This window comes from Nonomuraea sp. NBC_00507, from assembly GCF_036013525.1.
Classification (GTDB): Bacteria; Actinomycetota; Actinomycetes; order Streptosporangiales; family Streptosporangiaceae; genus Nonomuraea.
The window spans coordinates 5,009,614-5,022,470 of sequence record NZ_CP107853.1 but is presented as its reverse complement, the minus strand read 5'-3'; the positions used below and the strand labels follow the sequence as shown (position 1 = coordinate 5,022,470).

Genomic DNA, 12,857 nt, shown 5'->3' with positions numbered 1-12,857 from the left:
GCGCGTGGCGTCAGTCGCCGGCGTCGGCCGGCGGCTCGGCCGCGAAGTGCTCGTAGACCTCAGGCCTGGCCCGGCGCAGCCGCCAGGCGAGCGCGAGCCCGACCAGGAAGACGAGGGGGACGATGGCCGCGAGAAGCGTGTTGACGGTCGCGGAGGCGCCGGTGAACAGGTCGAGGTGAGTGATCACCAGCGTGATGGCGGCGGTGAGGAGCACCGCCGCGGCGATGGGAGCCACGACGGTGCGCAGCACGCCTTCCCGGTGGTTGACGCGCCGGAAGTAGAACGGCACGGCGAGCGCGACGAGCAGTTGCAGCGTCATCAGGCCGAGCATGCCGGGCGTGTTGACCCAGAGCAGCAGCTGGCCGTACGGATCGGCTCCGGCCACGGCGAAGGCGACGACGACGACGGCGCCGAGGACCGTCTGGACGAGACCGGCGACGTAAGGGGAGCCGTGGCGCGGGTGCACGCGGCCCAGCGCCTTCGGCAGGATTCCTTCCTCGGCGAGGGCGAGGCCGTAGCGGTTGATGGCGTTGTGGAAGGCCAGGAGGGAGGCCAGGACGCTGGTGACGATGAGGATGTGCATCAGGTCGGCCGCCCATGCCCCGACGTACGTCGTGATGGCGGAGAAGAACAGCCCGGCAGGATCGGCGCCGGCCGCCGCGACGACCTGCGCGTTCCCGAACGCCTGGATCGCGATCCAGACGATGAACGCGTAGAACAGGCCCAGGAATCCGACGGCGAGATACGTCGCGCGCGGCACCGTGCGAGCGGGGTTCCTGGCCTCGCGACGGTAGATGACGGTCGACTCGAAGCCGGTGAACGCGGCGAACGCGAACGCCAGCACGGCGGCCGTACCGGGCACCAGCACGTTGCCCGGCGCGAGGGAGGCGAGCGACAGCCCGCTCGCGCCGCCCTTGATGAGCACGCCGCCGGCCAGCAGGACGAGGATGCCGATCTCCGCGACCAGCAGGACGCCGAGCACCTTGGCGCCGAACTCGATGGACCGGTATCCGCCGTAGCCGATGAGCAGCAGCCCCGCCAACGAGATGGGCAGCCAGGGGATGTCCACCCCGAACAGGGCCTGGACGGTGCCCTGCGTGGCGGAGCCGAGCAGGCCGTAGACGCCGATCTCCATGCCGTTGTAGCCGACCAGCGCGAGCAGCGCGGCTCCGATCCCGGCTGTGCGGCCGAGACCACGGGTGATGTACGCGTAGAAGGCGCCGCCGCTGCGGACGTGGCGGCTCATGGTGGTGAAGCCGACGGCGAAGACGGCGAGGGTGATGCCGGCGATGAGGTAGCCGGTGGGGGCGCCGATCCCGCCGAGCATGATCGCGAGTGGCGCGACGCCGGCCATCACCGTGAGCGGGGCGGCGGCGGAGATGACGAAGAACGCGATGTCCGTGGTTCCGAGCGAGCCGGAGCGCAGGGATGGGGCCGGGGCCGTGGCGCTCCCACCGGAGCTGGACGCGGAGTGGGTAACGGGCATGGAGAAGCCCTTCTAGCTGGGGGTGAAGACAGAGAGGCGGGTGTGTGGCGTGTCCGTTGCCAATTAACCTAAAGGCTTTCGGTTTCCGCAATGTAACCTCACCTTCAGAATTTAGGGAAGCCCCTCCAGGAGGAACACCGACCATGGGACGGCCGCGCACACCCCTGCTCGACCGGGAGCGCATCACCACCACCGCGCTGGAAATCGTCGACGCGCAGGGCGAGTTCAGCGTCCCCCAGATCGCGCGCCGCCTCGGGGTGCAGACCGGTTCGGTGTATCACCATGTGGATGGCCGGGACGGCATCGTCGAGCTGCTCCGTGAGCGGATCGCGCAGCGCATCGACATCACCGCCCTGGACATCCGGCCCTGGGACGCGGCCCTGATGACCTGGGCCCGGTCCTATCGCGCCGCGTTCGCGACCCACCCCCGGGCCATTCCGATGCTGATGACCTCACCCGTACGCGCCCCACGCGTCCTCGAACAGTACGAGCGGGCCGTCACCCTGCTCCTCGAGGCCGGCTTCCCGCTGCCGGACGTCATGCCGGTCATCGTCGCCCTGGAGAACCTCGTCCTCGGCTCGGCCCTCGACCTCGCCGCTCCCGAGGCCATGTGGGAGATCGCCGACGACACGGCCACCCCGCGCCTGGCCGAAGCCCTTGACGCGATCGGCGACAACCGCGCCGACCGTGCGTTCGAACTGGCCCTCGAGGGGTTCCTCAGGCACGCCCGCCACATGCTGGGCACCCAGGCGCAGGCCTGAAACGGCCTTATGCAAGTGGGACCATCACGGCCCTTGACTGAATTTTCAGTCTGGGACACACTGCCCGGATGGCGCTCGTGGTCCACGAGCCAGTTGATCGACGAGGAGGCCGGCGTCTGATGGATCGACGCACCCAGATCCTCCGGGCGGCCGCACGGCGCATCGCCCGGGACGGCGTCCGCGGTCTGCGCGTCACCGACGTCGCGGAGGAGGCCGACGTCTCCCCCGGCCTGCTCTACTACCACTTCACCGACCGCGCCGGACTGCTCAGCGCGACGTTGGACTACATCAACGCCCACGCCAACGACGTGCGCGCCCGGCGTGCGGACGCCGGCCTGTCGGCCTTCGCGAAACTCGAGCAGCAGCTCCTGTCCGAGATCGACGACGACACGGAAGTACGAGAGAACTCCGCGGCCTGGAACGAGCTGCGTGCCCTCGCCGTGTTCGAGACCGAGCTCCGGGAGCCGCTGCGCCGCACCACGTCCGCCTGGATCCAGGAGGTGGCCCGGTCGGTCGCGGCCGTCCAGATCGACGACGGGACAGCCGCGACCTCCGACTCGACGCGGACGGCGACGATCCTGACCGCGCTCGTCGAGGGCCTCGCCAACCGCTGGCTCGCCGGAGAGCTCACCGTCGAGGAAGCACACGGCCTGCTCTCCGAGGCCACGGCCCGTCTGGTGCACCTCCGTCCGAACCCGTCGTCGCCACCACGGCTGAAGGAGACATCATGAAGGTCCTCACCCAGCTGAACCCGCCGCCGTCGCCTGCCCGGGTCCGCACACCGCAGCGCTCACCCTTGCGTGTCGGGCTCGTGCAGCACGCCTGGCGTCCCGACCCCGACGAGCTCACCGGTGCGCTCACCGACGCCATCGGCGTCGCGGCGCGTGCGGGCGCCGAGGTGGTGTTCCTGCCGGAGCTGACCCTGGCGAAATACCCTGCGCACGAGCGGGCCACCGGGCGACCCGGCGACACGGCCGAACCCCTGACCAGCGGACCGACGTACACGTTCGCGGCAGGCGCGGCGAAAGCGCACGGGGTCTTCGTGCACGCCTCCGTCTATGAAAGGGCCGACGGCCCGGACGGGCTCGGCTTCAACACGGCCATCCTCGTCTCCCCGGAGGGGGATCTGGTCGGCCGTACGCGCAAGCTGCACATCCCGATCACCGATGGATACTACGAGGACACCTACTTCCGGGCCGGGCCGGCGGACGACCCCTATCCGGTCTACGAGGTCGATCGGCTGCACAGGGTGCGCCTCGGCCTTCCCACTTGCTGGGACCAATGGTTCCCCGAGCTGGCCCGGGCGTACTCCCTGGCCGGCGCCGAAGTCCTCGTCTATCCGACCGCGATCGGCTCCGAGCCGGAGTTCCCGGCGTTCGACACCCAGCCGCTCTGGCAGCAGGTCATCGTCGCGAACGGGATCACGGCGGGGACCTTCATGGTCGTCCCCAACCGGACGGGCGACGAAGGGGCCCTGAGGTTCTACGGCTCGTCGTTCATCTCCGACCCCTACGGCCGCGTCCTCGTCCAGGCGCCCCGGGACGAGGAGGCTGTCCTGGTGGCCGACCTCGACCTCGACCAGCGGCGCGACTGGCTCGACCTCTTCCCCTTCCTCACCACCCGCCGGCCCGAGACCTATGGGCCTCTGACCGCCCCCGTCGAGCCGGGCAAGCCCTACGGCGAGGTGCCCGCGTGAGCGAGCCCATGCGCTGGCGGATGCCGGCCGAGACCGCGCCGCACGAGTGCACGTGGATGGCGTTCCCACCGGCCTCACCGGCGCTCGGCGGCAACGCGGAGGAAATCGACATCGCCCGGAGGACCTGGACGCAGGTCGCGCACACGATCCTCGAGTTCGAGCCCGTGATCATGGTGGTCGACCCGTCCGACGTCGCCGACGCTCGTACGCGGCTCTCGCGTGAGGTGACCATCGTCGAGCAGCCACTCGACGATGCGTGGATGCGCGACATCGGCCTGACCTTCGTGCTCGACGCCGACGGACGGCTGGGAGGCGTCGACTGGAGCTTCAACGGCTGGGGCGGGCAGGAATGGGCCTCCTGGGACCTCGACAGCAAGGTCGCCGCCGCCATGGCCGACGTCGCCGGCTGCGCGTACCTGCCCTCCGCGATGGTGAACGAGGGGGGCGGCATCCACGTCGACGGGCTCGGCACGGTGCTGGTCACCGAGACCGTGCAACTCGACCCGGGACGCAACCCCGGCATGAGCAAGGACGATGTGGAGCGCGAGCTCGCCGCCACGATCGGCGCGGAGCAGGCCATCTGGCTGCGCCGTGGCCTCACGCGGGACTACGAGGTCTACGGCACCCGCGGCCACGTCGACATCGTCGCCACCTTCCCGTCCCCGGGGACGGTGCTCGTCCACGATCAACGCAACCCGGAACACCCGGATCACGCGGTCACCGCCGAGGTCGTCGACACGCTGTCGCGTACCACCGACGTGCTCGGCCGCTCCTATCGGATCGTCAGGCTTCCCGCTCCGGCGACCCTCCGCGACCGGCGGGGTTTCGTCGACTTCAGCTACGTCAACCACCTCGTCGTCAACGGCGGCGTGGTGGCGTGCACCTTCGACGATCCCGCCGACCCGGAGGCGCTCGACGTCCTCGCCGAGGTCTATCCCGGCCGCAGGGTCGTCGGGGTGGACTCACGCGAGATCTTCGCTCGCGGCGGCGGCGTCCACTGCATCACGCAGCAGCAGCCCGCCCGGTCGGCATGAGCTCCTCACGGATGCTGAGGGCACCGCGCCGTCCGGGCGGACGGCCTGCTATGCCGCGTAGGTTTCGAACTCGGCGACCCTCGGCGTGCCGGTCGAACTGGTGATCTTGAAGGTGATCTTGCTCAGCGAGGTCGGGACGAAGGTGATGGCGCCCGCGCCGCTGCCGGAGGCCAGGACGGCGCCGGTGCCGCCATTGGTGACCTGCCAGGACCCTATGGCGCCTGCGGAGCCTGACGCCTCTCGGATGATGATCCTGGACACCGTCTTGGCGGAACTCCACTTGATCGAGATGTCACCGGTCGAGCCGACCGGCGACCAGTAGGTGCTCAGGTTGCCGTCCCGCACGTTGCCGTAGCTGGTCCCATCGGCCTTGCTGGAGCCGTCGGAGCCTGCCCCGATGCTCAGGTTGGTCCCGCCGGGTGTGGAGGTGGTTGACGGCGTAGGCGTGGCTGACGGCGTAGGCGTGGTCGGGGTCGGTGTCGGCGTCTGGGGCGTGCAGTTGCCGTTCGACACCTGCAGACCCTTGTTGGCGCCTGCCGTCTGGCCGACGATGGCAGGCACGCAGCCGGCCCCGTCCAGGCTGTAGGAGTACGGGATGCTGACGGTGGTGTTGGACACCGGGTTGGGGCCGGCGGGATTGTTCTCGCTGCCGGGGCTGGACCAGGTCACGTTGTCGAAGATGTTGCCGCCGACCTGCCAATAGCCGGCCTCGCTGGTGTAGAAGGTGCCCAGGACGTCCTTGGAGTCCTTGAAGTAGTTGTTCTCCACCTTGGCGCGGCCCCCGGCCCGGGAGTTGATGCCGGACTCGTGGAGGTTCACGTACGAGTTGTTGTAGATGTGGGCGATGCCGCCACGCAGCAGAGGCGTGCGGGAGTCGATGTTCTGGTACAGGTTGTGATGGAACGTGATGAAGCCGTTCGAGAGGTCGCTCTCACTGGACCCGATGAGCCCGCCGCGGCCGGAGTTGCGCAGAATGCTGTAGGACAGGGTCACGTACTGGGTGTTGTCCTTCATGTCGAAGAGGCCGTCGAAACCCTCCGACTCCCCGCCCGAAGCCTCCAGGGTGACGTGATCGACCCAGATGTTGCGGACGCCGCTCTCCATGGAGATGGCGTCACCGCCGTTGGAGATGGGCGAGCCCGACTTCTTGACGTTCCGGACGGTCACGTTCTGGATGATGATGTTGCTGGCCTCGCGGATGTGGATGCCCAGCTGGTCGAAGACGGCGCCGCTGCCGACTCCGATGATCGTGACGTTGCTGATCTGCTTGAGTTCGATCAGGCCGTCGGCGGTGTTGCAGCTTGTGCCCGACACCTTGCTGGTGTTGCCGTGATTGATGGTCCCCTCAACCTGAATGGTGATCGGGGTGCTGCTGCTGGCCCGGCTGCACAGGGCCGCGTGGATCGCGGTGCCCGTGGTGGCTCGCACCGTCTGCCCGCCCGCACCGCCGGTGGTCCCACCGTTGCTGGTCGCGTAGCCGGTGGCGCTGCCGGCTGCTGCCGACGCCTGGATTGCCGGTAAAACCACACCGATCGCGGCCGCAATGGCCGCCGTAGCCAGCGCCGCCTGGAAGCGCAACGCGACTGCTCGTCTCATCCTCGTCTCACCTTCGTCGTCGAATGCCGGGACCGGTTAGAGGGCGCACGAATCCGCGCGCTGGCGGCGCGGAAATGGCGAAATGGAGCGGCATGCTGCCACCACAACAAAGGCGGACGCCGCAGGGAAAGCGCTTACCACCTCACTCGGACCATAGAGGCGGCTGTCAAAAGGTGTCAATGCTGAGGGCGAAAACTGCAACAAACCTGCAAACGCCGCGAACTCAGGATGGTGTTTGCCGTGCCGACCAATATCCGGCCAGGTCAAGCCGCATGTCCCGAGGCCGGATCGGTCGCGTGAGTCGCTCATGTAAGGCCGACGCGCACACGGCGCGGAATCGATGGCCAAGGGCGCGCCATCGTGATCCGGCAAAGCGCGGCGGTTCGGTTGAGTAATTGTTCGTGTGTACGGGATACTCCGAACTGCGGTTTTACGATGCTACGGCCGCGGTTGTATCTCACGCAGCACCCGCATGGCATCTCTCTCGATGCGCGAAAGGTCGTGGAGGATGACGCCGGCCTGCTCGAGGGACGCCGCGTCACCCTTCTCGCCGGCCTTCGTGATCAAGGTGGCCACGTCCGTCCACAGGGCGGCCGCCTCGGCGTACAGCCGGTGACCGGCGCGAAGGCCCTCATCGTCGATGAGCCCGGCGCACTCGCCGAGGAAGTCACGATAAAGGGCGCGGAACAGGGCGCCGCCGGTGCCGGCCTTCTCCATGAGGAGGGCAGCCTGTGGCAGGTCCCGCTTCGGCTCGTCCGTGCGGAGCAGCCACTTGGGCACCTGGCGGGCGGCTTTCTCGATGCCACGATGGCCCAGGTTCGCGATGGGCGCGGCGAGGAAGGCGTCGGCGCAGGCCTTGATCGCGGGGATGATCTGGTCCTGCCAGGAGGGCGGGTGCGCCGGCAGCGTCAGGGAGAAGGAGCGGTGCCTGGCGGTCATCGGGCCGCGTTCGGCCCTCGCCATGGCCAGGGTCGTCCGGCTCGTACGCACGGCTCCTCCCTGCTGAGCCGTGTCCACCAGGTAAGCATCGTGCTCGTCGTAGCCGTACATCGCGACGACATGGCCACCGAAGTGCACCTTCGACTGGAAGTAGTCCAGGTGGTAGCAGTCGAGCTGGAGGCCGACCGGCAGTCCGGCATCGATGCGGGCGGACACGTTCGCCCACGCCTTGCGCGGTGAGGTGGTCTCCTCGACCAGCAAGGTCAGCCCCAGCCGGGCGGCGAGGTTCCTGGTGAGCTCGAAGGGCTTGACGCGGCCTCCGAGGAAGGGGAAGTCCATTGCCTTGGCGTCCCAATAGATGAAGGACAGGCCTGAGCCGAGCCCGAACAGCATGGGCTCGGACAGATCAAGTCCCTCATGCCGCAGCAGCACACCCAGCGCCGTCGTCTCGCAGTGGTGCATGCCGCGAGCCTCGATGCCCTTCACGATGGTCATGCGTCGCTCTCCTCGATAGCCGGACGATCAGCGGGTGCGAAGCCGCTGTGCGGGCCGAACGCCGGAAAATAGCATGAGGCCTCCTACAAGGGGAGAGTCCAGCGTTCGATCCCGCCTCGCGGGGCCGGCTCGGCGAGCGCGTCGGCGATGCGCGACGGGTCGGACCAGTAGCCGAAGTTGGGGTTGCGGAAGAACGTCGCCCACACCTGGCCGCTGCGATCGATGAAGAAGTTGTTGTGGCCGGCGCCGACGCCCGCCGTCCACCGCTGGGAATACGCTCCCTCGAATGTGTCCGAGACGGCGACGACCGCGTCGTACTGATACTGCACGCGGCCGGGACCGGGCGGGTCGTAGGCGTATCGCGTGCTGCCGTCGGGGGTGGTCGACCTTCGGTTCCATGCGGCGTGGAGGAGGTAGTACTTGCCTCCGTGCTTGAAGACGTAGGCGCCTTCGAGGTACGGCTCGGGCGTGTAGGGCGTCTGCTGGAATGTCGGGAGGTTGGTCGTCGGGACGATGTCTTCCATGTCGTCCCGGAGCTTCGCGTACAGATGGTTGTGCAGCACAAGCCACGCGTCGTCGCCCTCGGTGTAGAGGCTGCCGTCGATGTGGTGGTAGGCGCCGGGCTTGATGAAAGCGGGTCCGCCGATGAAAGAGTCGCCGAAGGTTTTTCACGATTGCTTTCGACGAGGCAAGCAGTTGACGTACGTGTCGCGCATCCAGACCCGGCCGAGCTCGTTGTCGCGGGGGGCAGTTCGAGCGGAAGGATGAGCGAATTGTCCGCACGTGGCCACAGGTCCAGCCGGCGTCCCTAGCCGGCCTCACGTGTGGCACCGCCCCCAGGCCGGGGCTCGCCCCCCGGTGAGCCCGATCACACTGATCTAGCCAAAAGCCGAAAACTATGGTTAGCCTTGCCTAATTGTTGACCTTTGTAGATCACTCGACACGAGAACGGAAGCTCCACCATGCGCGCATGGCGTCCAGTCCTGGTGCTCGCCGCCCTGAGCGTAGTGCTCGCCGGTTGCGGCTCCGCAGACTCCTCCGGCACCACCACGGCAGCCTCCGCCACACCCTCCGGCCCGTGGTCGTTCACCGACGGGTCGGGCAAGGTCGTCAAGGCGGACAAGACCCCGACGCGGATCATCGCGCACGCGGGCGAGGCGGCCGCGTTGATGTCCTTCGGCATCAAGCCGGTCGGCATCTACGCCGACGAGTCCGTCAAGACCGACGCGAACCTGAAGGATCTCGACCTGACCGGCATCGAGATCCTGGGACAGGAGTGGGGCAAGATCGACGTGGAGAAGGCCGCCGCCCTGCGGCCGGACCTGATCGTCGGCGACTGGTGGCCGGTGGAGAAGGCGCACAGCGGCCTGGAAGAAGGCGTCGACGAGAAGAGCAAGAAGCTCGCCGAGCTGGCCCCGGTGGTGGGTGTCTCCCAGGGCAAGTCGATCGTCGACCTGGCCAAGGGGTATGAGGACCTCGCCAGGAGCCTGGGCGCCGACGTCGACGCTCCGCAGATCGCCGCGCACAAGAAGCGCTTCGAGGAGGCGCTCGCCGGCTTCAAGGAGGCGGTCGCGGCCAAGTCGGGCCTCACCGTGGCCGCGATGTCGCCCGCTGACGACAAGGTGTACGTGGCCAACCCCGAGTACGCCCCCGAACTGCTGGACTTCCAGCGCTGGGGAATGAAGGTGATCAACCCGGACAGCCCGGACCCCGGCTTCCCGTACTGGGAGAACCTGAGCTGGGAGAACGTCGACAAGTACCAGCCCGACCTGATCCTGTTCGACGGCCGTAGCTTCAAGCCCACCTCCAATGCCGATTGGGGCAAGAAGCAGCCCACCTGGTTCAAGATCAAGGCGGCCAAGGCGGGGGCCGTCGTGTCGTGGCCGGCGTACTGGCTGCACACGTACGGCCACTTCGCCACCGAGCTGGACAAGCTGACGGCGGCGGTCAAGGCCGCGGACCCGAACGTCGGCGACTGATCGCCGCTGATGAGCAGCTCGACGCATCTCGCACGCAGAGCCGTCGCCCTCGGGCCGGGGCTCGCCGTCCTGTGCGTGTTACTGGCTCTGGTCGCGTTTCTCAGCGTCACCTTGGGCTCGCGCTCGATCGGCCTGCCCGAGGTGCTGCGCGCCTTGGGCAGCCTGGACACCGACGGGTCGATCAACAGCACGGTGACGCTGGAGCTGCGCGTGCCCCGCACGCTGATCGGCATCCTGGTGGGCGCCGCCCTCGGCGTGGCCGGCGCCATCCTGCAGGGCGTCACCCGTAACCCGCTGGCTGACGCGGGGATCATGGGCATCAACTCTGGGGCGACCGTCTTCGTGGTCTTGGCCATCACGGTGTTCGGCGTGCGCGGCGCGGGCGTCTACGTCTGGTTCGCCTTCGCCGGCGCGATCGGGGCCCTCGTGCTGGTGTACGCGATCGCGTCGCTCGGCCGGGAGGGCGCCACCCCGATCAAGCTGGCCCTGTCCGGCGTGGCCGTCACCGCCGGCCTGGCCTCGGTGACCACTGGGATCTTGATGACCAACGTGGACGCGCTGAACGAGCTGCGGTTCTGGCAGGTGGGATCGCTCGCCGGGCGCTATGCCCCGATCCTGACCGGGGTCGCGCCGTTCCTCATCCTCGGGCTGGTCGCCTCGCTGGGTTTCGGGCGGGCGCTCAACGGGCTCGCGCTCGGCGAGGACATGGCCCGCGGCCTGGGCCAGCGGGTCACCAGGACCCGGGCGGCGGCGTTCGCCGTGGTCGCGGTGCTCGCCGGGGCCGCCACGGCAGCCTGCGGACCGATCGTCTTCGTCGGGCTCGTCGTGCCGCACGTGGCGCGGTTCATCTGCGGCCCGGACTACCGGTGGATCCTGCCGTACTCCATGCTCCTGGCCCCGATCGTGCTGCTGCTGGCGGACGTGCTCGGCCGGGTGGTGGCCGTCCCCGACGAACTGCAGGTCGGTGTGGTCCTCGGCGTGCTCGGAGCACCGGCGTTCGTGGGCATCGTCCGCTACGGCCGGCTGTCGGAGGTGTGACCATGGCAGCGACCACGACTGCGCGGGCCACGACCGCCGGCGCCTTCCGCACCACCCGGCGTCGCCGGGCCACCCGTTCACTTGTGGTGACGTGCTCCCTGGCCGTGGCCGTCAGCGCGCTGTTCGTGCTCACCATGATGGTGGGCAGCTTCCAGCTCAGCGCGGGCGAGGTCATCGCCTCGGTGCTCCACCTGCGCGAAGACCCCAGCGTCGACTTCGTCGTCCGGGGGTTGCGGCTGCCCACCGCGGCGTCCGCGCTGGCCGTCGGCCTCGCCCTCGGCGCCGCCGGGACGATCTTCCAGCAGCTGCTGCGCAACCCTCTCGCGTCCCCCGATTTCGTCGGCATCAACTCCGGCGCCGGGCTCGCCGCCATCACCGGGATCGTGCTTCTGCAGGTCAGCGGACTGGCCGTGAGCGCGCTCGCCCTCGGCGGCGCCGTCGCCGCCGCCCTGCTGATGTACGTGCTCGCCTGGCGCGACGGCGTCGCCGGCTACCGGTTCATCCTCATCGGCATCGGCGCCACGCTCTTCTTCGACGGCCTGATCGGCTACATGCTGACCCGAGCCCAGCTGTCCGACGCCCGGCAGGCGATGCATTGGCTGACCGGCTCCGTCGGGCAGGCCGACGCCGGCGAGCTGCGGCTCCTGCTCGGCGCCCTGGTGCTCCTCCTGCCCACCGCGGTCCTCCTGCAACGGCAGCTGCGAGCGCTCGAACTCGGCGACGACACCGCCCGGGCGCTGGGCATCCGCACCGAGCTCGGCCGGGCCGGCCTGCTCGCCACGGCAGTGGTGCTGACGGCCCTGGCCGTCGCCGTGGCCGGCCCCATCGTCTTCGTCGCACTCGTCGCCGGACCGATCGCCAACCGGCTGCTCGGCCCCGCCACGGGCGGGATCATCCCAGCCGCGCTGGTCGGCGCCGCGCTGCTGCTCACCGCCGACCTCATCGCCGTCCACCTGCTGCCGACGGCGCTGCCCACCGGCGTGGTGACCGGCGCGGTCGGCGCACCCTACCTGCTGTGGCTGCTGGCCACCACCAACCGGCAAGGAGCGGGCGGATGACCCGGCTACGCGCCGAGGGCCTGACCCTCGGGTACGACGACCAGGCGATCGTGACCAACCTCGACGTCCAGATCCCTGACGGCAGGATCACGGCCATCGTGGGCGCCAACGCGTGCGGCAAGTCCACGCTGCTGCGCGGCCTGGCCCGGCTGCTCAAACCCCGTCACGGCGCCGTATACCTGGACGGCAAGGCGCTGACCGAGATGAGCACCCACGACGTGGCCAAGACACTCGGGCTGCTGCCGCAGACCCCCCTCGCGCCCGAGGGCATCACCGTCGCCGACCTGGTGGCCCGCGGCCGCTACCCGCATCAGGGCTGGTTCCGCCGCTGGAGCGACCAGGACGACGACGCGGTCTCTCGGGCCCTCGAGGCCACCGGCACCGCCGACCTGGTCAACCGCCCGCTCCGGCAGCTCTCCGGCGGCCAGCGGCAGCGGGTCTGGGTGGCGATGGCGCTCGCCCAGGACACCGACCTGCTGCTCCTCGACGAGCCCACGACCTACCTGGACATCAACCACCAGGTGGAGCTGCTGCGGCTGCTGCGGACGCTGAACGCCGAGTCCGGCAAGACCATCGTGGTCGTGCTGCACGACCTCAACCTCGCCTGCCGCTTCTGCGACCACGTCATCGCGATGGCGGAAGGCGCCATCGTCGCCGAGGGCGCCCCAACCGCGGTGATCACCGCCGAGCTGGTCGAGAAGGTCTTCGGCCTCAACTGCGTCGTGGTCCCCGACCCGGTCGCCGGCACGCCGATGGTGGTGCCTTCCTGATGGCG

At 69.1% G+C, this 12,857-nt stretch carries 12 protein-coding genes; 8 read left to right on the top strand and 4 right to left on the bottom strand.

Features of this window, described 5'->3' with window-relative positions:
* Nucleotides 1-10: 10 nt before the first annotated feature.
* Nucleotides 11-1,486: an APC family permease gene (locus tag OHA25_RS24595; protein WP_327589854.1), complete on the bottom strand. Its 1,476-nt coding sequence runs from the start codon at nt 1,484-1,486 to the stop codon at nt 11-13.
* Between the two features lie 143 nt (nt 1,487-1,629).
* Here OHA25_RS24595 and OHA25_RS24590 point away from each other — a divergent pair, with 143 nt between their 5' ends.
* The 4 genes from OHA25_RS24590 (at nt 1,630) to OHA25_RS24575 (ending at nt 4,977) form a co-directional block, all read left to right on the top strand.
* Nucleotides 1,630-2,247 carry a TetR/AcrR family transcriptional regulator C-terminal domain-containing protein gene (locus tag OHA25_RS24590; protein WP_327589853.1) on the top strand — a complete coding sequence of 206 codons (618 nt, stop codon included), beginning with the start codon at nt 1,630-1,632 and terminating at the stop codon, nt 2,245-2,247.
* A 119-nt stretch (nt 2,248-2,366) separates the two neighbouring features.
* A complete protein-coding gene (locus tag OHA25_RS24585; protein WP_327589852.1) occupies nt 2,367-2,978 on the top strand; it encodes a TetR/AcrR family transcriptional regulator in 612 nt (203 codons plus the stop codon).
* Entirely contained in the window at nt 2,975-3,943 is a 969-nt protein-coding gene (locus OHA25_RS24580; RefSeq protein ID WP_327589851.1) for a nitrilase-related carbon-nitrogen hydrolase, read from the top strand. Before OHA25_RS24585 ends, OHA25_RS24580 begins: the two co-directional genes overlap by 4 nt.
* Nucleotides 3,940-4,977, top strand: a complete 1,038-nt coding sequence (locus tag OHA25_RS24575) for an agmatine deiminase family protein (protein ID WP_327589850.1) — start codon at nt 3,940-3,942, stop codon at nt 4,975-4,977. The genes OHA25_RS24580 and OHA25_RS24575 overlap by 4 nt, the downstream gene beginning before the upstream one ends.
* Nucleotides 4,978-5,025: 48 nt before the next feature.
* Here the strand turns inward: OHA25_RS24575 and OHA25_RS24570 are convergent, their stop codons facing one another.
* From OHA25_RS24570 to OHA25_RS24560, 3 genes are all read right to left on the bottom strand, one after another.
* On the bottom strand, nt 5,026-6,573 hold the full coding sequence (locus tag OHA25_RS24570; RefSeq protein ID WP_327589849.1) for a pectate lyase family protein: 1,548 nt from the start codon (nt 6,571-6,573) through the stop codon (nt 5,026-5,028).
* Nucleotides 6,574-7,011: 438 nt separating this feature from the next.
* On the bottom strand, nt 7,012-8,007 hold the full coding sequence (locus OHA25_RS24565) for a BtrH N-terminal domain-containing protein (protein WP_327589848.1): 996 nt from the start codon (nt 8,005-8,007) through the stop codon (nt 7,012-7,014).
* Between the two features lie 83 nt (nt 8,008-8,090).
* Complete coding sequence (locus tag OHA25_RS24560) at nt 8,091-8,636, bottom strand: family 43 glycosylhydrolase (protein WP_442942205.1); 546 nt, start codon at nt 8,634-8,636, stop codon at nt 8,091-8,093.
* A 333-nt stretch (nt 8,637-8,969) separates the two neighbouring features.
* On the opposite strand from OHA25_RS24560, the gene OHA25_RS24555 reads away from it, so the two are divergent.
* The 4 genes from OHA25_RS24555 to OHA25_RS24540 are packed head-to-tail and all read left to right on the top strand — an operon-like array spanning nt 8,970 to nt 12,852.
* Nucleotides 8,970-9,986: an ABC transporter substrate-binding protein gene (locus OHA25_RS24555; RefSeq protein ID WP_327589847.1), complete on the top strand. Its 1,017-nt coding sequence runs from the start codon at nt 8,970-8,972 to the stop codon at nt 9,984-9,986.
* 9 nt (nt 9,987-9,995) lie between these two features.
* On the top strand, nt 9,996-11,024 hold the full coding sequence (locus OHA25_RS24550) for a FecCD family ABC transporter permease (protein ID WP_327589846.1): 1,029 nt from the start codon (nt 9,996-9,998) through the stop codon (nt 11,022-11,024).
* A gap of 2 nt (nt 11,025-11,026) precedes the next feature.
* Nucleotides 11,027-12,082: a FecCD family ABC transporter permease gene (locus OHA25_RS24545; protein ID WP_327589845.1), complete on the top strand. Its 1,056-nt coding sequence runs from the start codon at nt 11,027-11,029 to the stop codon at nt 12,080-12,082.
* Nucleotides 12,079-12,852 carry an ABC transporter ATP-binding protein gene (locus tag OHA25_RS24540; protein WP_327589844.1) on the top strand — a complete coding sequence of 258 codons (774 nt, stop codon included), beginning with the start codon at nt 12,079-12,081 and terminating at the stop codon, nt 12,850-12,852. The genes OHA25_RS24545 and OHA25_RS24540 overlap by 4 nt, the downstream gene beginning before the upstream one ends.
* Nucleotides 12,853-12,857: the final 5 nt, after the last annotated feature.

Coding starts and splice junctions, on each gene's coding strand:
- OHA25_RS24550 (WP_327589846.1), top strand. CDS start 9,996: ATGAGCAGCTCGACGCATCTCGCACGCAGAGCCGTCGCCCTCGGGCCG.
- OHA25_RS24545 (WP_327589845.1), top strand. CDS start 11,027: ATGGCAGCGACCACGACTGCGCGGGCCACGACCGCCGGCGCCTTCCGC.
- OHA25_RS24555 (WP_327589847.1), top strand. CDS start 8,970: ATGCGCGCATGGCGTCCAGTCCTGGTGCTCGCCGCCCTGAGCGTAGTG.
- OHA25_RS24590 (WP_327589853.1), top strand. CDS start 1,630: ATGGGACGGCCGCGCACACCCCTGCTCGACCGGGAGCGCATCACCACC.
- OHA25_RS24595 (WP_327589854.1), bottom strand. CDS start 1,486: ATGCCCGTTACCCACTCCGCGTCCAGCTCCGGTGGGAGCGCCACGGCC.
- OHA25_RS24580 (WP_327589851.1), top strand. CDS start 2,975: ATGAAGGTCCTCACCCAGCTGAACCCGCCGCCGTCGCCTGCCCGGGTC.
- OHA25_RS24565 (WP_327589848.1), bottom strand. CDS start 8,007: ATGACCATCGTGAAGGGCATCGAGGCTCGCGGCATGCACCACTGCGAG.
- OHA25_RS24570 (WP_327589849.1), bottom strand. CDS start 6,573: ATGAGACGAGCAGTCGCGTTGCGCTTCCAGGCGGCGCTGGCTACGGCG.
- OHA25_RS24540 (WP_327589844.1), top strand. CDS start 12,079: ATGACCCGGCTACGCGCCGAGGGCCTGACCCTCGGGTACGACGACCAG.
- OHA25_RS24585 (WP_327589852.1), top strand. CDS start 2,367: ATGGATCGACGCACCCAGATCCTCCGGGCGGCCGCACGGCGCATCGCC.